This is a genomic window from Janthinobacterium tructae, from assembly GCF_006517255.1.
GTDB classification, from domain to species: domain Bacteria; phylum Pseudomonadota; class Gammaproteobacteria; order Burkholderiales; family Burkholderiaceae_D; genus Janthinobacterium; species Janthinobacterium tructae.
In genome coordinates this window covers 175,661-202,405 of the sequence record NZ_CP041185.1, presented here as the reverse complement: position 1 = coordinate 202,405, position 26,745 = coordinate 175,661, and the positions used below count along the sequence as shown (strand labels likewise).

The following is a 26,745-nucleotide window of genomic DNA, read 5'->3' as shown; positions in this document are numbered from 1 at the left end:
GCAATTTGGTGCAAAATCAGCATGATGGATATAGTTTATGACAAACTATTGCCTGCGCGGGGCCGGCAGGCGCCGCCGAATCCAAGTATCCATGAAGTGAGATAGGAAAAAACATGCTGCGTCGCCGCCTGCCATTGTCGATTTCTGCCGCGGCCGCGCTGACCCTTGCCTTCGGCGTCAGCATCACCGGCGTGCTGTTCGCCGCCATCAGCCAGCTCGAATACGACAAAATGAGCCTGAGTCTGCAGCAGCGCGCCGGCGCGCGCGTGGCTGCCATCGAGCAGGGACTCGACGACGCGGTCGAGGTGCTGACCACGACGAACCAGCTGTTTGCCGCCGTCGTACCGGTCACGCGCGAGCAGTTCCACAACTTCACCACGCCGCTGCTGCAACGCCACCCATTCATCCAGGCCTTCAATTTTCACCGCCTCGTGCCGCACGCGCAGCGCGCGGCGTTCGAGACGGAGCTGCGGCGCGTCGTGCCCGACTATGCAATGACGGAAATGCGCGATGGCGTCATCCATCCCGTGACCGACCACGCGACCTACCTGATCGTCGATTATCTCGAACCGCTGCAGGGCAACCGCCCCGCCTTTGGCATGAACGTGCGCCCTGACGGCTTGCTGGCCGGCGCGCTGGAACAGGCCATCATCAGCGGCCAGACCACCGCCACCGGGCTGCTGGCCCTGGCGCAGGGTCCGCAGCTGGGTTTCGTCATCCTGCGCCCCGTGTACCGCCATGGCGTGCCCCTGCAGACGGTACAGCAGCGGCGCGCGGCGCTGATCGGCGATACCGCAGCCATCGTCCGCGCAGGCGAACTGGTACAGAAAATCCTCGCCGGCGCCGACCTGCTGGGTGACCCGCAGCTTGAACTGAGCGTCTACGCCGACGCTGACGCCGACCCGCACCAGATAATCTTCCGGCATGGCCAGGCGCCGGCCGCCGCAGCGGGCGACGCCTGGGAGTCGCTGCCACGCTGGCTGCAATTTGCCTATCACAGCCATTATGACCGGGTCTTTTCCTCCGCCGGCCGGCCCTGGCATGTGCGCGTGGTAGCCCATCCGCGCCCCTTCCTGGCCGACCATCTGGGCTCATTGTTCACCCTCATCACGGGTTTGCTGTTCAGCGTGCTGACGGCCGCCTTCGTGCAGTCGCTGACGCAGCGCTCGCGCCGCGTGCAGCTGCTGGTGGAACAGCGCACGGCTGACCTCAAGCGCAGCAATGAGCTGCTCAGCGCCGACGTGCGGGCGCGCCAGCGCACGGAACGCGCCCTGCAGGAAAGCGAAAAGCGCTTCCGCCGCCTGCTGGCCCTGTCCTCGGACTGGTACTGGGAACAGGATGCCAACTTCTGCTTCACCCACATCACCGGCGGCTTTGCGGACAAGTCGAACATGCCGCTGGAACGCTTCATCGGCATGACGCGCTGGGAAAATAACCCGGAGATGCGCAATTCGCGCTGGGGCAAGCAGCATATCGCCAACCTGGAAGCGCACCTGCCCTTTTCCAACCTCGAATATGCGATGAAAGACCGCGATGGCCAGCTGCGCTGGTTCAGCATCAATGGCGAACCGCTGTTCAACGAACTGGGCGAATTTCACGGCTACCGGGGCACAGGGTCCGAAATCACGGAACGCAAGCTGGCCGAGCAGAAAATTCAGCACATCGCCCACCACGACGTGCTGACGGGCTTGCCCAACCGCGCCCTGCTGCGCGACCGTCTGGCGCAGGCCATGGCCCTGTCGCGCCGCAAGAACCGGGCCCTGTGGGTGCTGTTGATCGACCTCGACCGCTTCAAGTTCGTCAACGACAGCCTGGGCCACAAGGCCGGCGACCAGCTGCTGAAAACCATCGCCACGCGCCTGCAGACCAGCCTGCGCGAAAGCGACACGGTGGCGCGCCTGTCGGGCGACGAATTCGTCGCCATCCTGTGCGAACAGGCCGACGAAGTGCTCAGCGGCGCCATCGTGCAGCGCGTGATGGATGCCGTGGCGCAGCCGGTACTACTCGACGGCAAGGAATTTTTCGTCACCTGCAGCATCGGCGTGGCTGTCTACGACATGTCGCGCTACAACGCCCCCGGCGACGTGACCTTGCATGGCGAGACACAAAACCTGATCGAGCAGGCCGACATCGCCATGTACTGCGCCAAGAAACAGGGCCGCAACAACATCAAGTTCTACACGACGGCCATGAACCAGGCCACGCTGGAGCGCCTGCGCATCGAGACGGCGCTGCGCAACGCGCTCGAACGCGAGCAGTTCGTGCTGCATTACCAGCCGCAGGTGGACCTGGCCAGCGGACGCATCGTCGGCGTGGAAGCGCTGCTGCGCTGGCAGCACCCGGAACTGGGCATGGTGGCGCCGCAGCGCTTCATCGCGCTGGCAGAAGATACAGGCCTGATCGTACCGATCGGCGCCTGGGTCTTGCGCGAAGCGTGCACGCAGGTGAAACGCTGGCATGCGGCGGGACTGGACACGCTGCGCCTGGCCGTGAACCTGTCGGCGCGCCAGTTCAACGAGCCGAACCTGGTCGCCTCGATCGCCGACGTGCTGCTGGAAACGGGCCTGCCGCCCGCCAGTCTGGAACTGGAGCTGACGGAGAGCCTGTTCATGCACGACGTGGCGCTGGCCGTCAGCCAGTTGCACGACATGAAGGCGCTGGGGGTGCAACTGTCGATCGACGACTTCGGCACAGGCTATTCCAGCTTCGCCTACCTGCGCACCTTCCCCATCGACGTGCTGAAGATCGACCGCAGTTTCGTCGGCGACGTGGCGCGCGACGCGGACGACGCGGCCATCGTCGTCTCCATCATCGCCCTGGCGCACAATTTAAAGCTGCGCGTGGTGGCCGAAGGCGTGGAAACGGCCGAACAACTGGATTATTTGCGCCGCCATGGCTGCGACGAAGCGCAAGGCTATTACTTCAGCCACCCGCTGCCGGCGCACGAGGTGGAACAGCTGCTGGGCAGCGATATGTGTGTGGCGCAATGACCGGGCAGCGTACTATTTCGTGTAGCTGAGCTCGAAGATGAACGGCACCGCCATCGCGCACGGCTGGCCAGCGCAACGGCCTGGTGTGTACTTGACCTGCATCAACATGAGCGCTACCAGCTTGCCGGACTCGCCATCCGGGCTTTTCAGCATGGCCACACTCTTCGCCACGCCAAGTTCGTCCACGCTGACATGGGCATGGAACTGGCCAACGACATCGCCACGCGAAATCAGGCGGGACATGGAGTACGATGGCTCCTGCATGCCCTTTTCTGGATAGGGCGGCGCATCGTCATCCTGCAAAATCGGATAGTTGCTTTTAACTTGCTGTTGCTGCTCCGGCGTCAACTGGGCATACGACTTTTCCGGCGGCGCGATATACCCCCTGCCGATGGCGGAATGTATAGCCGACCCGGTCGGCGGTTCTTTCCGCTTGAGGACATACGGCTGGGCCACCGCCAGCTTCTCCGCTGGCACCGTCATCTGGAAACTGCCGTTGAAGTGCGCCTTCAACACCTGCCCATTGGGATACAGTATTTCTCCGTCACCGAACGGCTTGCCCTCGCGCCATTGCCCCCGATAGCTGCCACCCAAGGCAAATACCCTGGTGCCACTGCCTTCCGGTCCATTCTTCCAGCCGCCCTCATACCGGTCGCCACCGCCATAAAGAACCTTGACATTGCCGACGGGCTTGTCCTGTTCGAAGCTGGCTTCCAGTTTGTCACCTTCTTTAAACATCACCACGGCAGGACCGTGCAGCATGCCATCCTGGTAGTTCCCTTCGTAGCGGCTGCCGTCCGCCCACTGCGCAATACCGGCGCCCTCCGGTACACCCCTGCTCAGCGTACCCTCGTAACGTTCCGTTGCCTTGCCATCCTTGCTCCATTGCAAAGCACCAGGCCCGCTGGCATAGCCCTCCTTGCAAGCGCCACTCCAGTACGCCACTTGCCCGGCAACCCTCGCCTGCTCGGCAACGCGGCAGTCCGCCCTGCCTGCATAAGTGATACCGGCGGCGCCGGCGCTGGAGCTACACAACAAGGCAAGCAGAATATAGTATTTAATCATGTTGTTTTACAATGTTTTAAGTTGCAACATGCTAACATGACCTAGATGACAGAAAATACACACTTTCTCACGCGCTGCACGACGTCGCTGCTGCGGGCTTGCCTGGCTCTGGCAGGCATTGCATGCCAGCCTCTTGCATGCATAGGGCTTACAGCTTCTGCTGCAGGAATTCGAGGAAGCAGCTGATGCGCTGCGCCAGCTGCGTATTGCGGTAATACACGGCGTGGATCTGCTGGCGGTAGCCCGTGTAGAACGGCTGCAGCACCGGCACCAGGCGGCCGGCCGCGATGTCGTCCTTCGTCATGAAGTCGGACAGGCAGACAATGCCCTGGTCATGCAGCGCCAGCTGGCGCAGGGTTTCGCCGCTGGACGCGGCCAGCGCAGGCACGATCTGCAGACTGTTGCCGGCAGCGTGGCGCAGCGGCCAGTTGTTGCCCAGGTCGTACTGGGCAAAGCCCAGCAGTGCATGGCCGGACAGCGCTTCCGGCGTGGCCGGTTCGCCGTGGCGCGCCAGGTAGGCGGGCGTGGCCAGCACGTGCAGGGGACTGGCACTGAGCGGGCGCGCATGCAGGGTCGAGTCGACCAGGGCGCCGATGCGGATGGCGATGTCGGTACGGTGCTCGAGCAGGTCGGCGATCTGGTCGTTGCTGGTCAGCTCCAGGCGGATGTCCGGGTACATGGCGCGAAACTCGGCCACATGGGGCACCACGCAATGCAGCATGAAGGGCGAGGCGGCATCCACGGACAGGCGCCCGGCCGGCTTCTGGCGGCGGATGCGGATCGATTCCTCCACGTCTTCCATCGAGGCGAGGATGGCGCGCGCCTTGTCCAGGAACAGCTGCCCCTCTTCCGTCAGCTCCATGCGCCGCGTGGTGCGCGTCAGCAGCGAGGTGGCCAGCTTGTCTTCCAGACGCGACAGGGCGCGGCTGACGCCCGAGGTGGTTTGCCCCAGGTGCACGGCAGCCGCGCTCAGGGTGCCGCTGTCGATGACGGTGACGAAGATTTTCAGGTCGTCCGAGTTGATATCCATTCTTGCCCTTGTTTCACAGATCGCGCCATTATAATGGAATGACGGCAACAGTGAGGGCGAGCGGCTACGTCAGGCAACGTAGAACAAAATGGCGATAAAATGACAGCTACTGCCGGCCAGCACGAACAAATGCCAGATGCCGTGACCATGGCGCAGCTTGTGGTCGGTGGCGTAGAAAGCGATGCCGCCCGTGTAGCACAGCCCGCCTGCCACCAGCCACAGGAAACCGTTCCACTCGAGCGCCGCCAGCAGCGGCTTGATGCCGATGACGACCAGCCAGCCCATGGCCACGTAAATCACCAGCGACAGGATGCGCGCGCCTTTCGCGTACACATATTCCTGCACGATGCCAAACAGCGCCAGGCCCCAGACGACGCCGAACAGCGACCAGCCCCACGGCCCGCGCAGGGTCACCAGCATGAAGGGCGTATAGGTTCCCGCGATGAGCAGATAGATGGCGCAGTGGTCGAGTCGCTGCAGCACGGCCTTGGCCTTGCCGCGCACGCTGTGATACAGGGTGGACGTGAGGTACAAGGTCAGCAGCATGGCCGCATACACGCTGCAGCTGACGATTTTCCAGGGGTCGCCCGTGCGGGCCGCCGCGACGATCAGGATGACGCCGCCGATGGCCGCCAGCGCGGCGCCCACCGTATGGGAAATGCTGTTGAAGCGTTCGCCGTGGTACATGGCTAAGCCCTGCGCATGGAGACGCAGCAAAACTCCGGGGTCAGACCCGACGGCTCTGCCCCCAGTTCTTGCTTTGGGGTTTCAATCAAGCTTCTTCCGCCTTCTTGCGCGCGGGACGGCGTGCCGGGGTCTTGCGCGGCGCCTTGGCCGGCTTGTCTTCCGCCACGACGGCCACTTCCACCGGCGCCGCCTCAATCACAGGCGCCGCTTCCACGACGACGTCAACCGCCTTCTTGGCCGGCTTTTTCGAGGCTGCCGCCTTGCGGGCCGGCGTGCGCGGCTTGGCCTTGGTCTTGGCTTCGGCGACGGTTTCCACCATCACTTCAGCGACAGGTTCAGGCACGGGCATGGCTTCCACCACCGCCACCTCGACGGCCTCGGCGCGCGCTTCACGGGCGCCGTCGCCATTCTTGCGGCCGCCACGGCCATTGCGGCGCGAACCGCGCTTGGCGTTGCCCTCTGCCACCACCTCGCCCACCGCTTCCACGGCTTCGGCCACCTCGTGCAGCACTTCCGGCTGCGGCGCCGGCGCATACTGCTCGATGACAGCCGATTCGGCCTCAGCCACCGGCACGAAGGCCTGTGGCGCGGACTCGCCGCGGCGTTGCTCGTTCTGCTTGCGGCCGCCACGGCCATTGCGGCGCGAATCGCGGCGGCTGCCGCCTTCGCGGCTGTTGCCCTCTTCTGCCGTCGCGCCGGTCTCGCCGCTGGCGATGGTCTCGCTGGCGGCTTCCGCGTTCACGGCGGCGGGCACGGCCACCAGGCCGCTGCTGCGGTAGACATAGGCGCCCGATTTCTCGTCGCGGCCAAATTCCAGCAAACCGCGCGTCTGCGCTTCTTCCAGCAGATTGCCGAAGGTGCGGAAACCGTAATACGATTCGCTGAAGTCCGGCTTGCGGCGCTTGATCGCTTCTTTCAGCATCGAAGCCCAGATCTTGCCGCTGTCGCCCCGTTCGGACACCAGCGCGTCGAACGTCTCGACGGCCATCTCGATCGCTTCCGTCTTGCGCGACTCGTATTTTTCCTTGCGGCGCACTTCTTCGTCGGGCGAGCGCTTGCCGGCAGCAGCCGGGCTTTCGCGCGCGTCGCGCTTGGCGGCCGTGCGGCGGCTCTCGCGCACCAGGTCATCGTAGAAAATGAATTCATCGCAGTTCGCCACCAGCAGGTCGGAGGTCGACTGCTTGACGCCCACGCCGATCACCTGCTTGGCGTTTTCGCGCAGTTTCGACACCAGCGGCGAAAAATCGGAATCGCCACTGATGATGACGAAGGTGTTCACGTGGGCCTTGGTGTAGCACAGGTCCAGTGCGTCGACCACCAGGCGGATGTCGGCCGAATTCTTGCCGGACTGGCGCACGTGGGGAATTTCGATCAGCTCGAAGTTCGCTTCGTGCATGGTGCCCTTGAAACTTTTATAACGGTCCCAGTCGCAATATGCCTTCTTGACAACGATGCTGCCCTTGAGCAGCAAGCGTTCGAGGATGGGCTTGATATCGAATTTTTCGTAATTTGCATCTCGCACGCCGAGCGCGACGTTCTCGAAGTCGCAAAACACGGCCATGCTGAGGTTTTCTGGGGATGACGCCATAAGGATGAATTCTCGCTGGATAATAAGGGCGGACGGGAAGCGCAACGCCTCCCTTTTCGCCTAGTATATTCGCCCATCCCCCGTTTCGGCGACAACTATCGTGCGCGGCAGCCTATTGCGCACCGCCGACGGCGCTGGCGCCCGGCCAAACCACGCTTTCATCGACCGAATACAACTGGCACGGCAGGCTGCTGCGGCGCTGGCACGAAGCCAGTGCGCGCACATCGGGGCTTTCGCCCTCCTCGGCCCAGCCCCAGGCGCCGCTGGCCGACAGGGCAAAGGCGCGCGGCGCGGTTTTCTCCAGGAAGACGCGGTAGGCGGCGCGGCCCTGCTCTGCCAGATACGGCACGGCGGCGATATCGTCCTGCGGCGCGAAATGCGTGGCGGGCGGCGACGGCGCATCGGCCACGCGGTAGACCTGGCGCACCGGCATGCCGATTCTCTGCAGGAAGCGCTCCGTGGCGGGCAGCCACACGGCCACCCCGTCGCGGCTGCCCAGGGTCAGGTGGGCGTCGCGCTTGAACGGGCCATACGCGACCAGTTCCGCCTGCCCGCCGGAACCCGTGAAAGAGCGGAACAGGCGCTGCGCCAGCGCCGGCGAAAAATACGAGTCGTTCGCGCCATACAGCCACAGGCTGGGAATGTGATTGTAAGCGCCGAAGGTGGCGAAAGTCTTGGCCAGTGCCCCTGGCCAGTCGCAGCCGGGCATATCGACGCGCAGGCCGCCGGAAAAATTGAGCACGCCGCGCACGCCGGGCAGCACCCGGGTGGCCAGCGCCAGCGCCGCCATGCCGCCATACGACTGGCCCGCGACGACGATGCGTTGCGGGTCGACCCAGCTCTGGCGGCGCGCATACGCCAGTGCGGCCAGCATGTCGCGCGCCTGGCCCTGGGCATTGCCCAGCATGTCGCAGCCGAAATCGCGGTAGGCACCCGTGGAGCGCGCAAAGCCGGCGCGCATGGGCAGCATCACCGCATAGCCGCGGCGCACGAATTCGGTGGCCATATAGATGAAGCGCTCGCGCTGCTGCAGCCGGGCCGGGCCGGCCTGCTTGCCGTGATTCATCAACAGCAAGGGAAACGGGCCGGGGCCGGCGGGACGGAACACCGTCGTCTCCAGCGCCTCGCGCAAGCCGTCGCCGGCCGGCACCATGATCACCTGCTCGTGCAGGCGCACATCGAGCGGCAACTGCGAGGGAACAAGCTGGGCTTTCAGGGGCGCACAAGGAAAACTGAGCAGCAAAGCCAGGAAAATCGGGCGAAGCAGATGAAAAATGGCGGACTCCGTGGACGACTTCCCTGCCAGTCTAGGCAGTGAAGTGCCACAGAGCAATATGAAAATATTATGTGATGCAGCTATTTTTTACGGCAATCACTGGCCGGAAAATTGTTGCCTTACACTGCCACACTTTTCCCGCCGGCAGGAGTAAACTGGGCGTATTCTGAAGGAGTCGCCATGTCCATCTCCGCCCTCACCAGCGGCACCTCGGGGCTGACCGCCAACCAGCGCGCGCTGGATGTGGCCGCCAACAATATCGCCAATGCGAATACGCCGGGCTTCCAGCCGCAGAAAGCCGAGTTCCGGGAGTCCAGCCCGGCCGGCACGGGCGTCACGCTCTCCGTCGAAGGGCGCAAGCTGGCCGCCAGCGAAAGCGTCAGCGGCGCCAATGCGACTGCGGCCAAGGCGGCCGAAAGCCGGCCGAACGGCGTAGGCCTGGCGTCCGAACTGACGGACAACCTGATCTACAAGGCCGGTTTCAACCTGTCGGCGAATGTCGTCAAGGCGGCCGACCAGGCGCTAGGCAGCCTGATCGACGTCAAGACTTGACGCCCTGAGACTATCTATATCATAGCCAGCGCCAGCGGCGCCATGGCAGGCTGGATCAGCGCCAGCAGCCGTTCGGCCGGAATGCCGTCGCGCGCCTGCACCGACAGACCGTGCAGCAGCGCCGCATAATAATCGCCCAGCGCCTGCACGTCGGCGTCCCCTTTTAACTCTCCTGCCAGCTGCGCCGCGCGCAAGCGATCGATGACCGCTTGCGTGCGCGCGCGGCGGTGCTGCGCCAGCCAGTCGGCGATGCCGGCGTTTTCCGCACTCGTATTCGTGGCGGCCGTGACCACCATGCAGCCTTGCGGCTGGCCGCTGCGCGTGTACAGCAGCACCGCTTCTTCCAGCATGCGCGCCACCGCCTCGCGCACATTCAGGCTGGCCGCCAGCGCGTGCACGGCAAATGCGCCTTCTCCCGTTTCATACAGCTCCACGGCTTCGCGGAACAGCTGCTCTTTCGAGCCGAACGCCGCATAGATGCGCGCCGAGGCGATGCCCAGCGCCGCCACCAGGTCGGCCATCGACACGCCTTCATAGCCGCGCGTCCAGAACGCGTCGCGCGCTTTTGCCAGCGCCAGCGCGCGGTCAAATTCCCTCGGTCTTCCTGCCATGTTGATCCTCTGCTTGCAAACTGGCGGCCAGTATAACGCCTGGCATGCCACCCGCCTTCGCGATTTATTTTGCAGCGACGCCTTGACCGCGCCAACAATTTCACCTATTCTTTGTCGATCGACAAACAATAGGAGCCGATATGAAAACCATCCAAGGACCGAGCCTGCACCTGGCCCAATTCGCCGCCGATACGGCGCCCTTCAACACCCTGCCCGCCATCGCCGAGTGGGCGGCCGGCATGGGCTTCAAGGCCCTGCAGATTCCCGCCTGGGATGCGCGCCTGTTCGACGTGGCGCAGGCCGCACACAGCCAGCAATACTGCGATGAACTGGTCGCCATGCTGGCCGGCCATGGCCTGGTCATCAGCGAACTGACGACGCACATCCTCGGCCAGCTGGTGGCCGTGCACCCGGCCTACGACGCGCTGTGCGACAGCTTCGCGCCGGCACACCTGCACGGCCAGCCGGCGGCGCGCACGGCATGGGCCATCGAGCAGGTGAAGCTGGCGGCGATGGCCTCGAAGCGCCTGGGCCTGACCGACATGGGCACGTTTTCCGGCTCGTTCGCCTGGCCCTATCTGTTCCCGTTCCCGCAGCGTCCGCCCGGCCTGATCGAAACGGCCTTCGACGAACTGGCGCGCCGCTGGCTGCCCATCCTCGACGTGTGCGAGGAACAGGGCGTCAACCTGTGCTACGAAATCCACCCCAGCGAAGACCTGCATGACGGCATCAGCTTCGAGATGTTTTATGAAAGAGTGGGCCGCCACCCGCGCTGCAAGATGCTGTTCGACCCCAGCCACTTCGTGCTGCAGCAGCTGAACTACCTGGAATTCATCGATATCTACAAGGAGCACATCCGCATGTTCCATGTAAAGGATGCGGAATTCAATCCGACAGGACGGCAAGGCATCTACGGCGGCTACCAGTCGTGGGAAAACCGCGCCGGGCGCTTCCGTTCGCTCGGTGATGGCCAGGTCGATTTCAAGGCGATCTTTTCGAAGATGGCGCAAAACGATTACGCGGGCTGGGCCACGCTGGAATGGGAATGCTGCCTGAAGGACCAGGAAGTGGGCGCGCGCGAAGGCGTGGCTTTCATCAACGCCCACATCATTGCCGTGACCGACAAGATTTTCGACGACTTCGCCGGCGCCCCCGTCAGCGCGCAACAGATCCATCAATTGCTGGGCATCCAGCACAACTAATCAAGGAAACCATATGAACGATTTTACACACGAATTTACACATGATTACGTCCGCATCGACGGCCAGCGCCTGCATTGCGTGATTGCCGGCGCAGGCAAACCCGTGCTCCTGATCCCCGGCTGGCCGCAAACCTGGTATGCCTGGCGCCATGTGATGGCGGCGCTGGCCGCCAATGGCTACCAGGCCATCGCCATCGACCCGCCAGGCAGCGGCCACTCCAGCCGCCCCGCCGATGGCTACGACACGGGTGCCGTAGCGGCCACCCTGCACCGCGCCATGCTGGCCCTGGGCCACGCGCACTACGACGTGGTCGGTCACGACATCGGCATGTGGGTCGGCTATGCGCTGGCCAGCGATTTCCCGCAGGCCGTGACGAAACTGGCGCTGACGGAAGCCGTCATTCCCGGCCTGGCACCGGCGCCGCCGATCTTCGTGGCGCCGTCCGACAATATCTTCCTGTGGCATTTCATGTTCAACCAGGTGCTCGATTTGCCGGAAATGCTCACGGCGGGCAAGGAGCGCGAATACATCCGCTTCATTTTCGACCGCTGGTCGTACCGCCGCGACAAAGTGGCAGTCGACGTGTATGCGGACGCCTACGCCACGCCGGGCGCCCTGCGCGCGGGCTTCGCCTACTACCGCGCCATACCTGAAACCATCCGGCAAAACCTGGAGCGGGGCAAGCGCAGCCTGGCCATGCCCGTGCTGGCCATCGGCGCCGACCACGCGACGAATGACGCGCCCCTGCTGACCATGCAGGGCAAGGCGGATCATTTACAAGGCGCCATCGTCGCCGAATGCGGCCACTTCATCATGGAAGAACAGCCGGAAGCGTTCATCGCCCACCTGCTGCCCTTCCTGGCCGGAGAAAAGTCAGGAAACAACGCATGAGCCTCGATCCACTGATCGCCGCCTGGCTGGAAGAGAGCAAAAATGCGCCGCCGCCCGCCTCGCTGGCAGACCTGCGCGCCGCCACGGAAACGGGGCTGCGCCAGCTGCACGGGCCGTTGGAAGACGTCGCCTCGATCAAGGATTACGTGCTGCCGGGCGAACATGCGCTGGCCGTGCGCGCCTACGTGCCGGCCGGCGCGGATATGAACTCCCCCCTGCCCGCGATCGTCTTTGCGCATGGCGGAGGATGGTGTCTGTGCTCGCTGGACCTGTACGACAATCCGTGCCGCGCGCTGGCCAACGCCACCGGCTGCGTGATCTTTTCCGTCGATTACCGGCTGGCGCCCGAGCACAAGTTCCCCGTGCCGCTAGCCGATTTTTATCAGGCCTTGTGCTGGGTCGCCGAACATGCGGCGGCGCTTGGCATCGACGTGAAGCGCCTCGCCGTGGGCGGCGACAGCGCGGGCGGCAACCTGGCCGCCGCAGCGGCGCAGATGGCGCGCGACCAGGCCGGCCCCGCGCTGGCGCACCAGCTGCTGCTGTACCCGGCGCTCGATTTCGCCTTCGACACGGCTTCCTACGAGCGCTATGCGCAGGGCTATTTGCTGACCCGCGAGGCCATGCGTTTTTGCTGGTCTGCGTACCTGAACGAGCCGGCCGAGGGCGCGCAACCTTATGCTGCGCCCCTGCGGGAGGCCTCGCTGAAGGACTTGCCGCCGGCGACGGTGCTGGTGTGCGAATTCGACCCGCTGCATGACGAAGGCGCGGCGTATGCACGGCGCTTGCGCGAAGACGGCGTGGCGGCAGAGTGCGTGCAGCTCGACGGCATGATCCATGCAGCGATACACATGCTGGGCCTGACGCCAGCGGCGCGGGGATTGTTCGATGTGGCGGGACTGGCGATGCGAAAAGCGCTGGCAATGTAAGAAAATCGGCCGCCGGGGATGGCTCCACGGCGGCCGACCTTGTCACTTCATTACTCCACCAGCTTGCGCACCTCGATGCCGTTCAACCATTTCACATGGCGCGGCCCCGTGCGAATGTCTTTTGCCGAGATGAGGGCGATCTCGCCATCGTTGTCGTCGAGTGCCTTGCCGTTTTTTTCGTAGTAGACGATCACGCCCTCGCCGGCCGGCGCGTTATACAGCTCGCCCCAGGAAAACACCACCGCGTAGCCATCGGTGGCCGTCGCGATGATGGCGAGCTTCTTGACGTCGTTGTGGCCAGGCGCATCGAGCACCGCCTTGTCGAGGATGTCGCGCAGGCGCACTCCACGATAACTGGTGATGGTCTCGGCCTTGTCGCCGTTATGGCGCGTTACGGCAATCTCTCCGCCATTCGCGGGCGGCAGCTGACGCAGGTCGGCCACCTTCAGGGTCAGCGGCGTTTCCACCATGCCCGTCACGGCCAGCGCGTGGCTCATGTTGTCCCGCGCGGCAGCGGGTGCCGACCACGCGGCCGGTGCCGCCGCCAGCAACGACGCCGCGGTGCAGGCAGCGAATATTTTCTTGAACATGCGAAGTCCTTTCATGGAACAGTCAAAAATCAGAATTGGACCTGTGCATTGGCCAGCCAGGTGCGCCCGGCGCCGGGGAAGCCGTCGGACAGCGCGTAATTGCGGTCACCCAGGTTCGCCACGCCCGCTTCCAGCGTCAATGCCGGCAAGGGGCGGTACACGGCCTTCAGGTTCAGCGTCGTAAAACCGCCAAGTTCCAGGGTGTTCGAGACCCAGCGCCCGCTGTTCGATTCAGCGATGGCCACCACGTCGACCTGGCGCGCCGCGTGCAGCACGGCGTGCGCCGTCAGCTTGTGGCGCGGCACGTCCGTCAGGCGGATGGCGCGGTCGCTGACATTCTTCATGTCCGTATACGTGTAGTTGCCGCCGAAATCGAGCCAGGCGCCGGCGCGGCCGCGCAAGCCCAGTTCCACGCCGCTGATATGCGCCCGGCCCGCGTTCTGCATCTGCGCGCGCACGCCCGAGACGTTCGCCACGCTCTGGATCTTGTCCTTCACGTCGCTGTAGAACAGCGCCGCCTCCAGCACCAGGCCTTGCGCATTGCCTTGATACCCCAGCTCATAATTCATCGCCTCCTCCGCGCGCAAGGCCGGGTTTTCGATATACGTGCCCAGGCGCTGCGAGTAGCGGTCCTTCAGGGTCGGCAGGCGCGACTTGCGCGCCACGGTGGCATACACGCGCGCATCAAGACCGATCTTGTGGAACAGGCCCGCCTGCAGATCGGTGGCCGATTGATTACTCGGCAAGGTATACGCATTGCCGGCGCTGTAGACGGTATCCGGGCGCAGTGCATTGCGCGAGGCGCCCAGCGACAGTTCCGTCGCCGCATTGAGGGCGATGCTGTCTTCCGCACCCAGGGTCCACAGGGCATCCTTGTACCAGGTATTGCGCACGCCCCTGGCATCGAGTTCCTGGTGCTCGTCAGCCTTGACGCTGGCAACGACGCGCAGGCTGTGCGCGGCCAGGCGGAACGATTCAAGTTCCACCGCGCCGCCGTTCGTGCGGTCGTTATAGATGCTGCGCCCGCCGCTGACACTGCCCTGGCCGCTGGTTTTCAGGGTCGCGTAGCTGCCATTGGTAAACGAGGTGATTTCATTGTCGTAGCTGTCGTGGTACAGCCGTAATTTCAGGCGTTCCTGCTGGCCCAGGCGCGTCTGCGAGACGAAATACACGCTTTCCTTGTTCCAGTACGGCCATTGCCAGTAGCGCGCACCGACGGGGTTGGTCGATGGCGGCTGGCCCTTTTCGCCATGCTGCTTGTAGTAGCTGAGCGCGTACTCATCACCACCCACGGGCGTGTAACCCATCTTGAACGACAGCTTATGGTCCTTGCGATATGCATTGTTGCGCGTGCCGCCGTCTTCCGTGGCCGTGGGGCGGAAGTCGGACGACATGGGGAAACCGTCGCTGTCGATGTATGACACGCCCGCCTGCAGATACCACAGGCCCCGGTTGGTGCCCACGTTGGCCGATACCTGGCGCTCGCTGCCCGAGCCGAAACCGATCGAGGTATCACCCTCAAGGCGCGCCGCGGGTTTGCGCGAGATCAAGTTGATGGCGCCGCCCAGGGTATTGGCGCCGTAGGCCACGGAGCTGAAGCCCTTGGCCACTTGGATGGCGGCCAGGTCGGCCGTCGTGAAGCGGTTGAAATCGACGTAGCCGTCATACGGCACGTAGACGGGAATGCCGTCGATGTACAGCGGCACCTGGCGCGCATCGAAGCCGCGGATGGCGACGGTTTTTTCGTTGCGCGAATTGGTCGACAGCGACACGCCCGACAGCAGATTGAGGGCATCGCCCACGTTGTCGCGGTTAAAGCGGCGCATCTCGGCGCGGCTCACTTGCGACCCCACCTGCTGCTCGCCTACTTGCCCCAGCTGGTCGCGCTGGCCGATCACCGTCACCGTGCCCAGCACGAACGGCGCCGCCGCATCCGCGTCTTCCTTGCCAGCGGCCTGCTGCACCAGCGCCAGCATCACGGCGCCCGCCATTACCTGTTTCACCATCGTCATGTTGTTCTCTTCCGTTATATATCGTCTTATACAGCGATATACAAAAAAATACAAAAAAAGCGGCCACTCGTGCGGCGGCCGTCATCCCATGGCGCAATATACAGACGTATACAACGATGCTCAAGCGACTAGGCCGGAAACAGCTATGCAGGTCAATTTTCCAGGAAAATTTCATGCACGGTTTCATGCAGTGCAGCATTTCGCTGTGCGAACTAATGTTTCACAAAACGGTTGACACGTCCAATTTGGCTAGGCAAACTGATTTCCAGGGAGTCAAAATAATGAAGGCAAATATGAGCAATACTCAGACCGCAGCCGATCCGGAACTCATCGTCTTCAGCGATGACGAAGAAGCCAAGGACCGCCAGTTCGTCAACGCGCTGGCGCGCGGCCTGGAAGTGCTGCGGTGCTTTCGCCCCGGCGAAGTCTATCTGTCGAATGCGGACATGGCCAAGCGCACGGGCATCCCGAAACCGACGATTTCGCGCCTCACCTATACCCTCACCAAACTCGGCTACCTGAATTACTCGGACAGCCTGGGCAAGTACCAGCTGGGCGCCGGCGTGCTGGCCCTCGGCTACCGCATGCTGTCGAACCTCGACGTGCGCAAGATGGCGCGCGCGCTGATGGAGGAGCTGGCCGAGCATGCGCAGGCCTCCGTCTCGCTGGGCACGCGCGACCGCCTCAGCATGGTCTACGTGGAAACCTGCCGCAGCAGCGCCAACGTCACCCTGCGCCTCGACGTCGGTTCGCGCATCCCCCTGATGACGACGGCCATGGGCAAGGCCCTGCTGTGCATCCTGCCGCAGGCCGAGCGCGACTACCTGATGGACCATGCGCGCCTGCACGAGACGCAGCGCTGGCCGCGCATCAAGGCCGGCATCGAGCAAGGCTTCAAAGATTATCAGGACCGGGGCTTTTGCATCTCGGCCGGCGAATGGCAGAACGACGTGCATGCGGTGGGCGTGCCCATGCTGGGTGCCGACGGCGAACAGGTCATGGCCTTCAATTGCGGCGGCCCCGCCTTTTTGCTGTCGCGTGAAAAACTCGAAGGTGACCTGGGACCGCGCCTGGTCGCCCTGGTCAAGACAGTGGAAAAAAACCTGGGACGCGGTTAGACTGCGCGCCCCCTCTCAACGACAGCTCACATCAAAGCGCCGAGGAAACCGATGATACGCGACGAAGAAACCCTGAACATCCTGCTCGACAGCATCGCCCGTTTCGTACGCGAAGTGCTGGTGCCGAACGAGGCGCTGGTGGCCGAAACGGACACGATACCGCCCGCCATCGTGGCGCAGATGCGCGAACTGGGCCTGTTCGGCCTGTCCATCCCGGAAGCCTATGGCGGCCTGGAACTGAGCATGGAAGAGGAAGTGCGGGTCGCATTTGAAATCGCCCGCACCTCGCCCGCCTTCCGCTCGCTGATCGGCACGAACAACGGCATCGGCTCGCAAGGCATCGTCATCGACGGCACGGAAGCGCAAAAACAATACTATCTGCCCAAGCTGGCGGCTGGCGAGATCATCGGCTCGTTCGCCCTGACGGAAGCGGGATCCGGCTCCGACGCGGCGTCCCTGCGCACGAGCGCCGTGCGCGACGGCGATTTTTATATCCTCAACGGCAGCAAGCGCTATATCACCAACGCGCCCGAAGCCAGCATCTTCACGGTGATGGCGCGCACGGACCCCGTCAAGCGGGGCGCCTCGGCCATTTCCGCCTTCATCGTGGAAAAGGATACGCCGGGCCTCTCGCTGGGCAAAATCGACAGGAAGATGGGCCAGCAAGGCGCGCATACCTGCGATGTCATCTTTGAAAACTGCCGCGTGCCGGCCGCGAACATCATCGGCGGCAAGGAAGGCGTAGGCTTCAAGACGGCCATGAAGGTGCTCGACAAGGGCCGCCTGCACATCGCCGCCGTCTGCGTGGGCGCGGCCGAACGCATGCTGGCCGACGCCCTGGCGTATGCCATGGAACGCCAGCAGTTCGGCCAGCCCATCGCCGAGTTCCAGCTGATCCAGGCCATGCTGGCCGACAGCAAGGCCGAGATTTACGCGGCGCGCAGCATGGTGCTCGATGCCGCGCGCCGGCGCGACAACAAGGAAGACATTTCGACGGAAGCGTCGTGCTGCAAGCTGTTCGCCTCCGAAATGTGCGGCAGAGTGGCTGACCGCTCGGTGCAAATCCACGGCGGCGCCGGCTACATCAGCGAATACGCAGCCGAGCGCTTCTACCGCGACGTGCGCCTGTTCCGCATCTACGAAGGCACGACGCAGATCCAGCAGATCGTCATCGCCCGCAACATGATCAAGGCAGCACAAAAGTGAAGGAGGCCGCGATGGACATTCCCGCCCTGCTGGCCGGATTGCCGGCGCGCCTGTCGGCCATCCCCGCGCACTGGGCGGCGCGCGCGCCGGATGCGCCGGCGCTGCATGAAGGCGGACGGCACTGGACCTACGCGCAGCTGCAGCACAGTGTGGAAAGCGCCGCGCAGCTGCTGCGCCAGCTGGACGTGCGCGCCGGCGACCGCCTGATGGTGGTGGGCGAGAACTGCGCGCTGCAAGTTGCGCTGATCTTTGCTTGCGCCAGCATCGACGCGTGGATCGTCAACGTCAATGCACGGCTGTCGGCGCGCGAGATCGACACCATCGCAGGCCACTGCTCGGCGCGGCGGCTGCTGTTCCTGGCCGGCGCCTCGCCGGAAGCGGCAGCGCATGCTGCACGTCTGGGCGCGGCCAGCGCCACGGTCGACGGCATGGGCGAGCTGCTGGCGGGCGAGTCGAACGACGCAGCCATCGCGGAAGCCACGGTCCCCGGCAACGAACAGGTGGCCGCGCTGATCTACACCACGGGCACCACGGGCCAATCGAAAGGCGTGATGCTGACGCACCGCAACCTGCTGTTCATCGCCGCAGTCTCCAGCACCTTGCGCGGCCTGACGTGCAGCGACCGCGCCTACGGCGTGCTGCCGATTTCGCACGTGTACGGCCTGGCCTCGGTGGCCCTGGGCACCCTGTATGCAGGCGCCGCGCTGTACCTGGTGCCGCGCTTTTCCGTCGATGGCCTGCTCTCGGCCCTGAAGGATGACGGCTTGACCATCGTCCAGGGCGTGCCCGCCATGTACGCCAAGCTGCTGCAAACCCTGGGCGGCGCCGACACGCCGCTGCCCACGCGGCTGCGCTTTGCGTATGCGGGCGGCTCGCCGCTGGCGCCGTCGCTCAAGCGCGAGGTGGAAAAGCTGCTGGGCACGGCGCTGCACAATGGCTACGGCATGACGGAAAGCGCGCCCACCATCAGCCAGACGCGCCTGGATGCGCCGCGCCGCGACGATTCGGTCGGCATGCCGATCCCGGGCGTGGAAGTGCGCGTGGTGGACGTGGCCGGCCTGGATGTGACGCCGGGCGAGCCGGGAGAATTATGGATACGCGGACCTAACATCATGGCCGGCTACTACCGCGAACCGGCCATGACGGCGGCCACCATGCGCGACGGCGGCTGGCTCAATACGGGCGACATGGCGCGCCAGGAACCGGACGGAGCGTTGTTCATCGTCGGGCGCACCAAGGAACTGATCATCCGCTCCGGCTTCAATGTGTATCCGCTGGAAGTGGAAACGGCGCTCAACGCCCACCCCTGCGTGGTGCAGTCGGCCGTGGTCGGGCGCACCCTGGACGATGGCAACGAGGATGTCATCGCCTACGTGGAGCTCGATCCGCGCCAGCCCGCCAGCGTGGCACAATTACAGGCTTGGCTGGCGCAAACGCTGTCGCCGTACAAGTGCCCGTCCGCCATCATCGTCATGGACGCGCTGCCGGCGGCCGCCACGGGCAAGATTTTAAAGGGGCAACTGCGGCAAATGGCGCAGAATGCACGATAAGTTGACCATGTAGTAGCAGACCCGAGAATAAAACCAAGCCACATCACCGGAGGAGACACGATGAAACGCACCTACACACGCATCGCCATGGCAGCGCTGGTTGCCAGCGCCTGGATGACGCAGGCCAGCGCCGACGAATTCCTGGTCGGCGCGGAAATCCCGCTGACGGGCAACCTGGCGCGGGTCGGCGCCGGCATGCAGGAGGGGATCATGGTCGCGGCCGAGGTCTTCAACAAGACCAACGGCAAGCACACCATCAAGATCATCACCGTCGACGACGAATCGGCGCCCGCCAAGGCCATCGCCGCCGTGGAAAAGCTGGCCAGCCAGGGCGTGGTGGCCATCACTGGCGGCTATGGTTCGAACAATATCTCGCCCGCCTCGGACACGGCGAACAAACTGGGCCTGGTCTACATCACCTCGGGCGGCGTGGACGACAGCCTGGTGGCCAGCGGGCGCAAGAATTTTTTCCGCATCAATAACACGGCCGGCTATGAGAAAGCCATGCTGGGACTACTGCAGGACGTGGGCGCCAAGTCCGTCTCCATCGTGTATTCGACCAAGGACGCCACCACGGGCCTGGCGAAGGACGTGGAGAAAGCCCTGACGGCCAAAGGCGTGAAGGTGACGACGCACTCGTTCGACCCGGCCATTACCGACTTCAAGCCCATCATCAACAAGATCAAGCTGCAGGATAAATCGGAAGTGGTGGCCATGGTCGGCTACGAAAACGATTACGTGGGCATCATCCGCGCCGCCCGCGTGCTCAAACCAAAAATCAAGGCCATGGTGGGCGTATGGTCGCTGGCCACGCCGAAAATGGCGGCCGACTTCCCCGACCTGATGCCGAATGTATTCGGCACGGCCCTGCTGCCCTTCCCCACGGAATTCAAGACAGCCGACGGCAAGGCCTTCAGTGATGCCTACAAGCAGCTGTACAAGAAGGAGCCAGACTACCTGGGCCAGTTCGGCTATGTGCAGTCGATGCTGCTGTTCGAAGCCATCGCGCGCGCGGCCGACAAGGGCACCATCAAAAAAGGCGGCGTGGCCGAGGAAATGCGCAAGACGGACCGCGAAACCCTGATCGGCCGGGTCCAGTTCGCCGCGAATGGCGACAACCAGAACTTCGTGCACCGCATGGCGCAGCACCAGGACAAGAAAGTGGTGATCGTCTGGCCGAAAGAACACGCGACGGGCAAGCTGGCCTATCCAGCCCTGCCCTGGTAACAGCAGCCTCCCGCTGCACATGCGCGCGCCTGCCGGGCGCGCACCGATGAACGGCAGTTCTGCGCAGTGTACGCGCTGTGTACACGCGGCGCCAGGGCTGCCTGACGGGATGACGACATGACAGAATTAATCTTGCAAGCCCTGTATTCGGGCTTGCTGCAGGGCGGCTCCTACGCCCTGATCGCACTGGGACTGGCGCTGGTCTTCGGCACCATGAAAGTGATCAACCTGGCGCACGGCGAACTGGTGCTGCTGGCCGCCTATATTGCCTACAGCGTGGAGTCGGGCCTGGGCCTGGGGCCCATGTTCGCCATTCCCATCGCGCTGGTGATCGTCAGCCTGACGTCCGTGGGCGTGTATCTGATCGTCAGCCGCATCAAGAAAGACCGCGAAATCAATTCGCTGATCCTCACCTACGGCATCGGCGTGATACTCACCAATTTCATTTTGCTGGTGTGGAAGGCCGATATCCGTTCGACTTCGTCGACCTGGCTGCAGGAAGGCATCGAGATCGGCCCGTTTTTCAGCATGCGCAGCGAAGTCATTTTCTTTGGCGTCAGCCTGGTGCTGATGGCGGCCCTGTGGCGCTGGCTTGCCACCAGCTGGTATGGCCGCGCCGTGCGCGCCGTGTCCAGCAACCGCGATGCGGCCAAGCTGATGGGCATCGACCCGGGCCGCACGGAACTGGTGTCCTTCCTGGTCGCCGGCATCCTGGCCGCCTTCGCCGGCGTCGCCCTGTTCAGCTATGGCGTGATCCAGCCCGCCTACGGCGGCGCGCTGACGGTGAAAGCCTTCATCATCACGGTATTGGCCGGCATCGGCTCCATCCCCGGCGTGCTGCTGGCCGCCGTGCTGCTGGGCGTGGCCGAAGCACTGACCGTCACCCTGGCCAGCTCCGCGCTGCAGGAATTGTCCGGCATGGTGCTGTTCCTGCTGGTGCTGTTCATCATGCCGAACGGCCTGTTCGGCGCACAACGGAGGCGCGGATGAAGCGCTCAACTTTCCTTTCAACGGCCGGTTTGCTGCTGGCCGCGTATATCGCCGTGCCGCTGGCCCTGGGCGGCAACCAGTATGTGATGAGCATGGTGGTGGCGGCCCTGATCATCGGCGGCGTGGCCATGTCCTGGGCCTTGCTGGGCAATCTGGGCGGCATGGTCAGCTTCGGCCATGCCGCGTTCTTCGGCGTGGGCGCGTATGTCTCCGCCCTCACGACCGTGAAACTGGGCGTGCCCGTATTTGCCGCCATGCTGCTCGGTGGCGCGGGCGCGGCCATCGCCGCCGTCATCATGCTGCCCGTGCTGCGGCTGCGCGGGCCGTATTTTGCGCTGGCCATCCTCGCCTACGCGCACATCTTCCGCATCCTGGCCACGGAATGGAGCTCGGTGACGGGCGGCGCCGGCGGCATCAACAATATTCCGGCTTTACCTACCGTCTTCGGTTTTGATTTGGCCAGCAAGACGGGCGCCTACCTGGTGGTGCTGACCCTGGTGGTGTGCTGCGCGTTTGCCTACAACCGCATCCGCGCCAGCCATTACGGCATCGCCCTGCGCGCCATGCACGACAGCGAAGACGCCACGCGCGTCGTCGGCGTCAACAGCACCCTGCTGAAAGGCGCGATGCTGCTCGTGTCGGCCTTCATGGCGGGCCTGTTCGGCGCCTTCAACGCCCATTACATCAACTTCCTGGAGCCGGACTACGCCTTCAACAGCCTGTGGGTGACCTTGCCGATCGTGGCGGCCATCTTCGGCGGTTACCGCACCATACTCGGCCCCGTGCTGGGCGCCGTGGTGGTCTACCTGGTCGACCAGCTGATTTTCAAGTCGCTGATCCCCACGGGACACCAGCTGGTGCTGGGCGTGCTGCTGGTGGCGATGATCGTCTTCAGTCCGAACGGCCTGCTGCCGCTGCTGCAAAAATGGCTGAAAAAAGCGCTGGTCAAGGAGAAAGCGAAGGAGAAAGCACATGCTTGAACTCGATAATGTGTCCGTGCGCTTCGGCGGCCTGACGGCCGTCGATTCCGTCACCTTAAAGGTGGGCAGCCACGACGTGATCGGCCTGGTGGGCGCGAATGGCGCCGGCAAGACCACGCTGTTCAATGCGATTTCCGGCCTGGTGCGCCCTACCAGCGGCAGCATCCGCTTCGAAGGACGCGACATCATGGCCACGCCCATGTACCAGCGCGCACGCCTGGGACTGGGCCGCACCTTCCAGATTCCGCAGCCCATGCATGAGTTGACGGTACGCGAAAACCTCGTCGTGGCGCAGCGCTTCGGCACCGGCAAGGTCGACATGCGCAAGATCGATGAAATCCTCGATTTTACGAGCCTGCTTGACAAGGCCGGGCGCGATGCGGCCAGCGAACTGGCGCTGACGGAATTGAAGGCGCTGGAGGTGGCCAAGGCGCTGGCCACCAATCCGAAACTGCTGCTGCTCGATGAAGTGCTGGCCGGCCTGGAAACGAACGGCAAGCGCCGCTTCATGGGCATGCTGAAGGACTTGCACGCCGCCTTTGGCGTGGGCATCGTCATGATCGAACACGACATCGAAACCATCAGCAATCTGTGCCAGCGCGTGGCCGTGCTCAATTTTGGCCAGCTGATCGCCGACGGCACGCCGGACGCCGTCTTCCGCGATCCGGCCGTCATCGAAAGTTATACAGGGGCAGCCCATGCTTGAGATAGAAAATCTGCGCGCCGGCTATGGCGCCATCAATGTGCTGTGGGATGTGTCGCTGTCCATTCAGAAGGGCAAGCTGACCACCATCATCGGCCCGAACGGGGCCGGCAAGACCACGCTGCTGCGCGCCATCATGGGGCTGCTGCCCGTGGGTGCGGGCAGCATCGCGCTCGACGGCGTGGCCATCAACGGCACGCCCACCTGGAAGATGAGCGACGCCAGGGTCACCATGATCCCCGAGGGGCGCATGACGTTTCGCGACATGAGTGTGGAAGAAAACCTGATCATGGGCGCCTTCCCGAAAGAGCACCGCAGCCACATGCCGGCGCGCCTGGCCGAAGCCTACGCCATGTTCCCGCGCCTGCACGAACGGCGCCGCCAACTGGCCGGTTCATTGTCCGGCGGCGAAGCGCAGATGCTGGCGATGGCGCGCGGCCTGATGTCGGACCCGTCGCTGCTGATCATCGACGAGCCTTCGCTGGGACTGGCGCCGCTGGTGGTCAACGAACTGTTCGAGATCCTCGCGCGCCTGAACGACGGCCGGCGTACCATCATCCTCGTCGAACAGAACACGGCGCGCGCCGTGGGCGTGGCCGATCACGTCTACCTGATGCAAAGCGGCAAAGTGGCGCTGTCGCAGGCTGCGCTTGACGTCGACCTGGAGCACCTGCACGAACTCTATTTTGCACGCTGAGTGATATCAGCTGCACGCAGCTGGCATCACTCGTCGTCGTCGGCCAGTTTGCCAAACGCCAGCAGCTCACTCTTGCCGAGTCCAGTCGTCACGAAAGGATCGTCGGCAGGAAAGCGGCCGCTATCGGCCAGCATGCGCAGCTTGCTCAAGCGCTCGCCCAGCGCCAGCGCCTGCGCCTGCGGATCGGCATTGGCATCGACGCCCGCCTGCCCGATCGCGCGGGTCACGGACTGGGGAAACTCCCACAATTCGGCGATGCGTACCGACAAGATGCGCGCTTGCGCAAACACCTGCGCAATGAAGGCGTCCGATTGCGGGAAGGCATCGGGCCCATGCATCTGGTCGATCAGCCGGAACGCCACCACCAGGCCGACATTGGCCATCAGCCCCGCGAGATAGGCATCGAAAGCGTTGGCATGCATCGTCGGCGCGACCAGGCTGGCCGCCAGTGCACATTTTTCGGACTGGCGCCAGATCAGCGGCGCCGTGCGCACGGTCAGCCCGCCGCTCTGCATGCTGACGATGGGACGGAAGGCGACGCGGGCGAGCAGCATGCGCATGCCGTTTTGCCCGAGCAGCATGATGGCGCCTTCCATGTTGTTGATCGACGGGCTGGCGTTGTAGCGCGACTGGTAGCAGGGCCGGTTCGCTTCGCGGTAAACCTCGGCGACCAGCAGCACATCCTGGGCCAGCTGGGCCGACAGCTTGGCCGCGCTCATGTTTTCATCTTGCAAGGTACGCATCAACTGCGGAATGATGGCTGGAATGCGCGGCACCAGCGCAGCGCCAGCGATCGGTTCACGCACCAGGCGCGCCAATTCGTCCAGAATCTTCTGTTCAGTCTCCGCCGGAGCCTGCGCCGAACCCGCAGCCGCCAGCCAGCGGTAGTACATGGCATCGATTTCGGTGATGGTGGCTGGCTGCAGCGTCGCCTCGGGCGCCGCCGCTGCCGTGACCGGCGCAGGCTTGTTTTTTTCGTCGCCGCCGTTCAGTAATTTTCCTATCCAGCCCATTTTGCTATCCCAAGCCCTGTATGCATCATTATCGCGAAGTTCGCTCCGTGATTTTACTTGATGACAGCAGCGCTGGTGCGGCTGGCGTGAGCGCTTTGTCCACCTGCTGCAACATGCTAAAGTGGCACGACATACACCCTGCCCTGCTCGACCAGCGATCCAATATGAACAATCCACTTGCGCACTACATCACCAGCCAGGCGTATAACAACGCCTGGGCCAACCACCGCCTGCTGAAGGCTTGCGGGCAGCTGACCCAGGCCGAGTTCCAGGCCACGCGCGTCAGCTTTTTCCCCACCATCCAGCTCACCCTGAACCACATACTGACGTGCGACTGGTTTTATCTCGACGCGCTCGAACGCGAGCTGCGCGGCGCAGCGCCCCATGCCGACTGCTATGTCTTCTTTGAAAAGGACGAACCGTTCACCGACTGCACGGCCCTGCACGCGGCGCAGCGCGCCTCGGATCTGCGCCTGATCGCCCATTGCCGCAGCCTGTGCGATGCGGACCTGGCGCGGCCCGTGATGATCCTGCGCGACAATCCGCAAATCGACACGCGCCAGCGCATGCTGGCGCATGTGTTCCAGCACCAGATCCACCACCGGGGGCAAGTGCACGCCATGCTGGCCGGCACGCGCATCGAAGCGCCCCAGCTCGACGAGTTCTATTGCGCCGGCGAAGCGGACGAGCGGGCGCAGGATTTCCTGGAACTGGGCTGGACAGAAAACGACGTCTGGGGCCCGCGTTAATCATTCCTCGGCGTGGCAGCAGACGCACAGCTTGTTGCCGTCGAGGTCGCGGAAGTAGGCGCCATAATAATTGGCGTGGTAATGGGGCCGCAAGCCCGGTGGCCCCTCGCACACGGCGCCCAGCGCCAGCGCGGCCTGGTAGCTGCGGTCCACCTGGGCGCGGCTGGCCGCCAGCCAGGCTGTCATCTGGCCATTGCCGGGCGTCGCCGGCAAGCCGTCGTGCGGCGCCGTCAGCACGAACAGGGGGCGCGGCACGTCCCGCGCCATCCAGCCGGCCCAGGGTTGGGCCGGATCATGGAATTTTTCGATCAAATCGAGTTCTCCCAGCAGGGCCGTGTAGAAGGCGTAGGCGCGGGGAAAGTCGTTGGTGCCGAGGCAGAGATGGGACAGCATGCTGCTCCTTCATGAATTCAAGCATGTGCGGCGAAATGCGCCAGCTGATTATAATGGCGTATCGCTTTCCGACACGATTCCATGCCAGACCTCGACCGCCTTCAGTTGCTCCCGCCCTCCAGCGCCGACCTTCCCGCCTTGCTGGCCTTCGAACTGGACAACCGTGCGTATTTTGAACGCTGGGTCACGGCTCGCGCACCGTCCTATTATCACCAGGAAGCCATCGCCGCCGCCATCGAGCAGGCGCAGCGCGAGCGCCAGCAAGACCTCGCTTACCAGTATCTGGCCAAGCAGGACGGACAAATCATCGGCAGGGTCAATCTGACGGCCGTCATGCGCCCCTACTTCAACAAGGCGACGCTCGGTTATCGCATCGGCGAACGGTTCGGCGGACGCGGCTACGCCACGCGCGTGGTCGCCCTGTTGCTGGAAGAGGCCTTCGGCACACTGGAACTGTGGCGCGTGGAAGCGACAGCGCGGCCGCAAAACCTGGCTTCGATCGCCGTCATGCAGCGCAACGGCTTTCACCAATATGGCCACTCGGAAAAAGCCATGCGCTTCCAGGATGCCTGGTCGGATCTGCTGTACTTTGAACGGCGCAAGGAACACGCTGGCGCCTGAAAAACCGAACGAACGCTCTATTTTTTCGCCGAGTCTCCCCCTTGCGTTGTAAAATAGGCAAATATGGCACGACATCA

General features: G+C 63.9%; 25 protein-coding genes. 15 read left to right on the top strand and 10 right to left on the bottom strand.

The features are described from left to right. The first annotated feature begins 113 nt into the window (after positions 1-113). Positions 114-2,990 (top strand): bifunctional diguanylate cyclase/phosphodiesterase, encoded by a 2,877-nt coding sequence (locus FJQ89_RS00920; RefSeq protein WP_141168672.1) that lies wholly within the window; start codon positions 114-116, stop codon positions 2,988-2,990. Between the two features lie 12 nt (positions 2,991-3,002). Here FJQ89_RS00920 and FJQ89_RS00915 read toward each other — a convergent pair whose 3' ends face one another. From FJQ89_RS00915 to FJQ89_RS00895, 5 genes are all read right to left on the bottom strand, one after another. Then, a complete protein-coding gene (locus FJQ89_RS00915; RefSeq protein WP_141168671.1) occupies positions 3,003-4,055 on the bottom strand; it encodes an MORN repeat-containing protein in 1,053 nt (350 codons plus the stop codon). 148 nt (positions 4,056-4,203) lie between these two features. Next, a complete protein-coding gene (locus tag FJQ89_RS00910) occupies positions 4,204-5,085 on the bottom strand; it encodes a LysR family transcriptional regulator (RefSeq protein WP_141168670.1) in 882 nt (293 codons plus the stop codon). A gap of 69 nt (positions 5,086-5,154) precedes the next feature. Then, the gene (trhA, locus tag FJQ89_RS00905; protein ID WP_096234910.1) at positions 5,155-5,772 is read right to left on the bottom strand and encodes a PAQR family membrane homeostasis protein TrhA; all 618 of its coding nucleotides are present in this window, start codon (positions 5,770-5,772) and stop codon (positions 5,155-5,157) included. Positions 5,773-5,857: 85 nt separating this feature from the next. Continuing rightward, on the bottom strand, positions 5,858-7,360 hold the full coding sequence (locus FJQ89_RS00900) for an NYN domain-containing protein (protein WP_168208316.1): 1,503 nt from the start codon (positions 7,358-7,360) through the stop codon (positions 5,858-5,860). Between the two features lie 112 nt (positions 7,361-7,472). After that, positions 7,473-8,603: a dienelactone hydrolase family protein gene (locus tag FJQ89_RS00895; protein ID WP_243136333.1), complete on the bottom strand. Its 1,131-nt coding sequence runs from the start codon at positions 8,601-8,603 to the stop codon at positions 7,473-7,475. 213 nt (positions 8,604-8,816) lie between these two features. Between FJQ89_RS00895 and FJQ89_RS00890 the strand changes: the two genes are divergently transcribed. Further along, positions 8,817-9,188 carry a flagellar basal body protein gene (locus FJQ89_RS00890; RefSeq protein WP_141168669.1) on the top strand — a complete coding sequence of 124 codons (372 nt, stop codon included), beginning with the start codon at positions 8,817-8,819 and terminating at the stop codon, positions 9,186-9,188. Between the two features lie 14 nt (positions 9,189-9,202). Here the strand turns inward: FJQ89_RS00890 and FJQ89_RS00885 are convergent, their stop codons facing one another. Next, entirely contained in the window at positions 9,203-9,799 is a 597-nt protein-coding gene (locus FJQ89_RS00885) for a TetR/AcrR family transcriptional regulator (RefSeq protein ID WP_141168668.1), read from the bottom strand. A gap of 140 nt (positions 9,800-9,939) precedes the next feature. Here FJQ89_RS00885 and FJQ89_RS00880 point away from each other — a divergent pair, with 140 nt between their 5' ends. The 3 genes from FJQ89_RS00880 to FJQ89_RS00870 are packed head-to-tail and all read left to right on the top strand — an operon-like array spanning position 9,940 to position 12,819. Further along, a complete protein-coding gene (locus FJQ89_RS00880; RefSeq protein WP_141168667.1) occupies positions 9,940-11,001 on the top strand; it encodes a sugar phosphate isomerase/epimerase family protein in 1,062 nt (353 codons plus the stop codon). A gap of 13 nt (positions 11,002-11,014) precedes the next feature. Next, a complete protein-coding gene (locus FJQ89_RS00875) occupies positions 11,015-11,893 on the top strand; it encodes an alpha/beta fold hydrolase (RefSeq protein WP_141168666.1) in 879 nt (292 codons plus the stop codon). Continuing rightward, positions 11,890-12,819 carry an alpha/beta hydrolase gene (locus FJQ89_RS00870; protein ID WP_141168665.1) on the top strand — a complete coding sequence of 310 codons (930 nt, stop codon included), beginning with the start codon at positions 11,890-11,892 and terminating at the stop codon, positions 12,817-12,819. Before FJQ89_RS00875 ends, FJQ89_RS00870 begins: the two co-directional genes overlap by 4 nt. A 50-nt stretch (positions 12,820-12,869) precedes the next feature. Here the strand turns inward: FJQ89_RS00870 and FJQ89_RS00865 are convergent, their stop codons facing one another. Together FJQ89_RS00865 and FJQ89_RS00860 are read right to left on the bottom strand one after the other, a co-directional pair. Then, a complete protein-coding gene (locus FJQ89_RS00865; RefSeq protein ID WP_141168664.1) occupies positions 12,870-13,409 on the bottom strand; it encodes a molybdopterin-dependent oxidoreductase in 540 nt (179 codons plus the stop codon). Positions 13,410-13,438: 29 nt separating this feature from the next. Then, complete coding sequence (locus FJQ89_RS00860; protein WP_205704546.1) at positions 13,439-15,421, bottom strand: TonB-dependent receptor plug domain-containing protein; 1,983 nt, start codon at positions 15,419-15,421, stop codon at positions 13,439-13,441. A gap of 293 nt (positions 15,422-15,714) precedes the next feature. Between FJQ89_RS00860 and FJQ89_RS00855 the strand changes: the two genes are divergently transcribed. From FJQ89_RS00855 to FJQ89_RS00820, 8 genes are all read left to right on the top strand, one after another. After that, positions 15,715-16,539, top strand: a complete 825-nt coding sequence (locus FJQ89_RS00855) for an IclR family transcriptional regulator (RefSeq protein ID WP_141168663.1) — start codon at positions 15,715-15,717, stop codon at positions 16,537-16,539. A gap of 51 nt (positions 16,540-16,590) precedes the next feature. Further along, positions 16,591-17,745, top strand: coding sequence for an acyl-CoA dehydrogenase family protein (locus tag FJQ89_RS00850; RefSeq protein WP_141168662.1), 1,155 nt, complete (start codon positions 16,591-16,593; stop codon positions 17,743-17,745). 11 nt (positions 17,746-17,756) lie between these two features. Beyond that, the gene (locus FJQ89_RS00845; protein WP_141168661.1) at positions 17,757-19,295 is read left to right on the top strand and encodes a class I adenylate-forming enzyme family protein; all 1,539 of its coding nucleotides are present in this window, start codon (positions 17,757-17,759) and stop codon (positions 19,293-19,295) included. A 60-nt stretch (positions 19,296-19,355) separates the two neighbouring features. Beyond that, positions 19,356-20,522 (top strand): ABC transporter substrate-binding protein, encoded by a 1,167-nt coding sequence (locus FJQ89_RS00840; protein ID WP_141168660.1) that lies wholly within the window; start codon positions 19,356-19,358, stop codon positions 20,520-20,522. Between the two features lie 117 nt (positions 20,523-20,639). Continuing rightward, positions 20,640-21,512 carry a branched-chain amino acid ABC transporter permease gene (locus FJQ89_RS00835; RefSeq protein WP_141168659.1) on the top strand — a complete coding sequence of 291 codons (873 nt, stop codon included), beginning with the start codon at positions 20,640-20,642 and terminating at the stop codon, positions 21,510-21,512. Continuing rightward, entirely contained in the window at positions 21,509-22,492 is a 984-nt protein-coding gene (locus FJQ89_RS00830) for a branched-chain amino acid ABC transporter permease (RefSeq protein ID WP_141168658.1), read from the top strand. Before FJQ89_RS00835 ends, FJQ89_RS00830 begins: the two co-directional genes overlap by 4 nt. Further along, positions 22,485-23,198: an ABC transporter ATP-binding protein gene (locus tag FJQ89_RS00825; protein WP_141168657.1), complete on the top strand. Its 714-nt coding sequence runs from the start codon at positions 22,485-22,487 to the stop codon at positions 23,196-23,198. The genes FJQ89_RS00830 and FJQ89_RS00825 overlap by 8 nt, the downstream gene beginning before the upstream one ends. Further along, positions 23,191-23,892: an ABC transporter ATP-binding protein gene (locus tag FJQ89_RS00820; protein ID WP_141168656.1), complete on the top strand. Its 702-nt coding sequence runs from the start codon at positions 23,191-23,193 to the stop codon at positions 23,890-23,892. Before FJQ89_RS00825 ends, FJQ89_RS00820 begins: the two co-directional genes overlap by 8 nt. A gap of 26 nt (positions 23,893-23,918) precedes the next feature. Here the strand turns inward: FJQ89_RS00820 and FJQ89_RS00815 are convergent, their stop codons facing one another. Further along, positions 23,919-24,905 (bottom strand): HDOD domain-containing protein, encoded by a 987-nt coding sequence (locus tag FJQ89_RS00815; protein WP_141168655.1) that lies wholly within the window; start codon positions 24,903-24,905, stop codon positions 23,919-23,921. 164 nt (positions 24,906-25,069) lie between these two features. On the opposite strand from FJQ89_RS00815, the gene FJQ89_RS00810 reads away from it, so the two are divergent. Further along, on the top strand, positions 25,070-25,654 hold the full coding sequence (locus FJQ89_RS00810) for a DinB family protein (RefSeq protein ID WP_141168654.1): 585 nt from the start codon (positions 25,070-25,072) through the stop codon (positions 25,652-25,654). Here FJQ89_RS00810 and FJQ89_RS00805 read toward each other — a convergent pair whose 3' ends face one another. Continuing rightward, the gene (locus FJQ89_RS00805) at positions 25,655-26,047 is read right to left on the bottom strand and encodes a VOC family protein (RefSeq protein WP_141168653.1); all 393 of its coding nucleotides are present in this window, start codon (positions 26,045-26,047) and stop codon (positions 25,655-25,657) included. Positions 26,048-26,128: 81 nt separating this feature from the next. On the opposite strand from FJQ89_RS00805, the gene FJQ89_RS00800 reads away from it, so the two are divergent. After that, positions 26,129-26,668: a GNAT family N-acetyltransferase gene (locus tag FJQ89_RS00800; RefSeq protein ID WP_141168652.1), complete on the top strand. Its 540-nt coding sequence runs from the start codon at positions 26,129-26,131 to the stop codon at positions 26,666-26,668. Positions 26,669-26,745 lie beyond the last annotated feature (77 nt).

Coding starts and splice junctions, on each gene's coding strand:
- FJQ89_RS00800 (WP_141168652.1), top strand. CDS start 26,129: ATGCCAGACCTCGACCGCCTTCAGTTGCTCCCGCCCTCCAGCGCCGAC.
- FJQ89_RS00840 (WP_141168660.1), top strand. CDS start 19,356: ATGAAACGCACCTACACACGCATCGCCATGGCAGCGCTGGTTGCCAGC.
- FJQ89_RS00860 (WP_205704546.1), bottom strand. CDS start 15,421: ATGACGATGGTGAAACAGGTAATGGCGGGCGCCGTGATGCTGGCGCTG.
- FJQ89_RS00825 (WP_141168657.1), top strand. CDS start 22,485: ATGCTTGAACTCGATAATGTGTCCGTGCGCTTCGGCGGCCTGACGGCC.
- FJQ89_RS00875 (WP_141168666.1), top strand. CDS start 11,015: ATGAACGATTTTACACACGAATTTACACATGATTACGTCCGCATCGAC.
- FJQ89_RS00910 (WP_141168670.1), bottom strand. CDS start 5,085: ATGGATATCAACTCGGACGACCTGAAAATCTTCGTCACCGTCATCGAC.
- FJQ89_RS00885 (WP_141168668.1), bottom strand. CDS start 9,799: ATGGCAGGAAGACCGAGGGAATTTGACCGCGCGCTGGCGCTGGCAAAA.
- FJQ89_RS00830 (WP_141168658.1), top strand. CDS start 21,509: ATGAAGCGCTCAACTTTCCTTTCAACGGCCGGTTTGCTGCTGGCCGCG.
- trhA (WP_096234910.1), bottom strand. CDS start 5,772: ATGTACCACGGCGAACGCTTCAACAGCATTTCCCATACGGTGGGCGCC.
- FJQ89_RS00915 (WP_141168671.1), bottom strand. CDS start 4,055: ATGATTAAATACTATATTCTGCTTGCCTTGTTGTGTAGCTCCAGCGCC.
- FJQ89_RS00880 (WP_141168667.1), top strand. CDS start 9,940: ATGAAAACCATCCAAGGACCGAGCCTGCACCTGGCCCAATTCGCCGCC.
- FJQ89_RS00890 (WP_141168669.1), top strand. CDS start 8,817: ATGTCCATCTCCGCCCTCACCAGCGGCACCTCGGGGCTGACCGCCAAC.
- FJQ89_RS00815 (WP_141168655.1), bottom strand. CDS start 24,905: ATGGGCTGGATAGGAAAATTACTGAACGGCGGCGACGAAAAAAACAAG.
- FJQ89_RS00865 (WP_141168664.1), bottom strand. CDS start 13,409: ATGTTCAAGAAAATATTCGCTGCCTGCACCGCGGCGTCGTTGCTGGCG.
- FJQ89_RS00870 (WP_141168665.1), top strand. CDS start 11,890: ATGAGCCTCGATCCACTGATCGCCGCCTGGCTGGAAGAGAGCAAAAAT.
- FJQ89_RS00810 (WP_141168654.1), top strand. CDS start 25,070: ATGAACAATCCACTTGCGCACTACATCACCAGCCAGGCGTATAACAAC.
- FJQ89_RS00920 (WP_141168672.1), top strand. CDS start 114: ATGCTGCGTCGCCGCCTGCCATTGTCGATTTCTGCCGCGGCCGCGCTG.
- FJQ89_RS00835 (WP_141168659.1), top strand. CDS start 20,640: ATGACAGAATTAATCTTGCAAGCCCTGTATTCGGGCTTGCTGCAGGGC.
- FJQ89_RS00820 (WP_141168656.1), top strand. CDS start 23,191: ATGCTTGAGATAGAAAATCTGCGCGCCGGCTATGGCGCCATCAATGTG.
- FJQ89_RS00900 (WP_168208316.1), bottom strand. CDS start 7,360: ATGGCGTCATCCCCAGAAAACCTCAGCATGGCCGTGTTTTGCGACTTC.
- FJQ89_RS00805 (WP_141168653.1), bottom strand. CDS start 26,047: ATGCTGTCCCATCTCTGCCTCGGCACCAACGACTTTCCCCGCGCCTAC.
- FJQ89_RS00845 (WP_141168661.1), top strand. CDS start 17,757: ATGGACATTCCCGCCCTGCTGGCCGGATTGCCGGCGCGCCTGTCGGCC.
- FJQ89_RS00850 (WP_141168662.1), top strand. CDS start 16,591: ATGATACGCGACGAAGAAACCCTGAACATCCTGCTCGACAGCATCGCC.
- FJQ89_RS00855 (WP_141168663.1), top strand. CDS start 15,715: ATGAGCAATACTCAGACCGCAGCCGATCCGGAACTCATCGTCTTCAGC.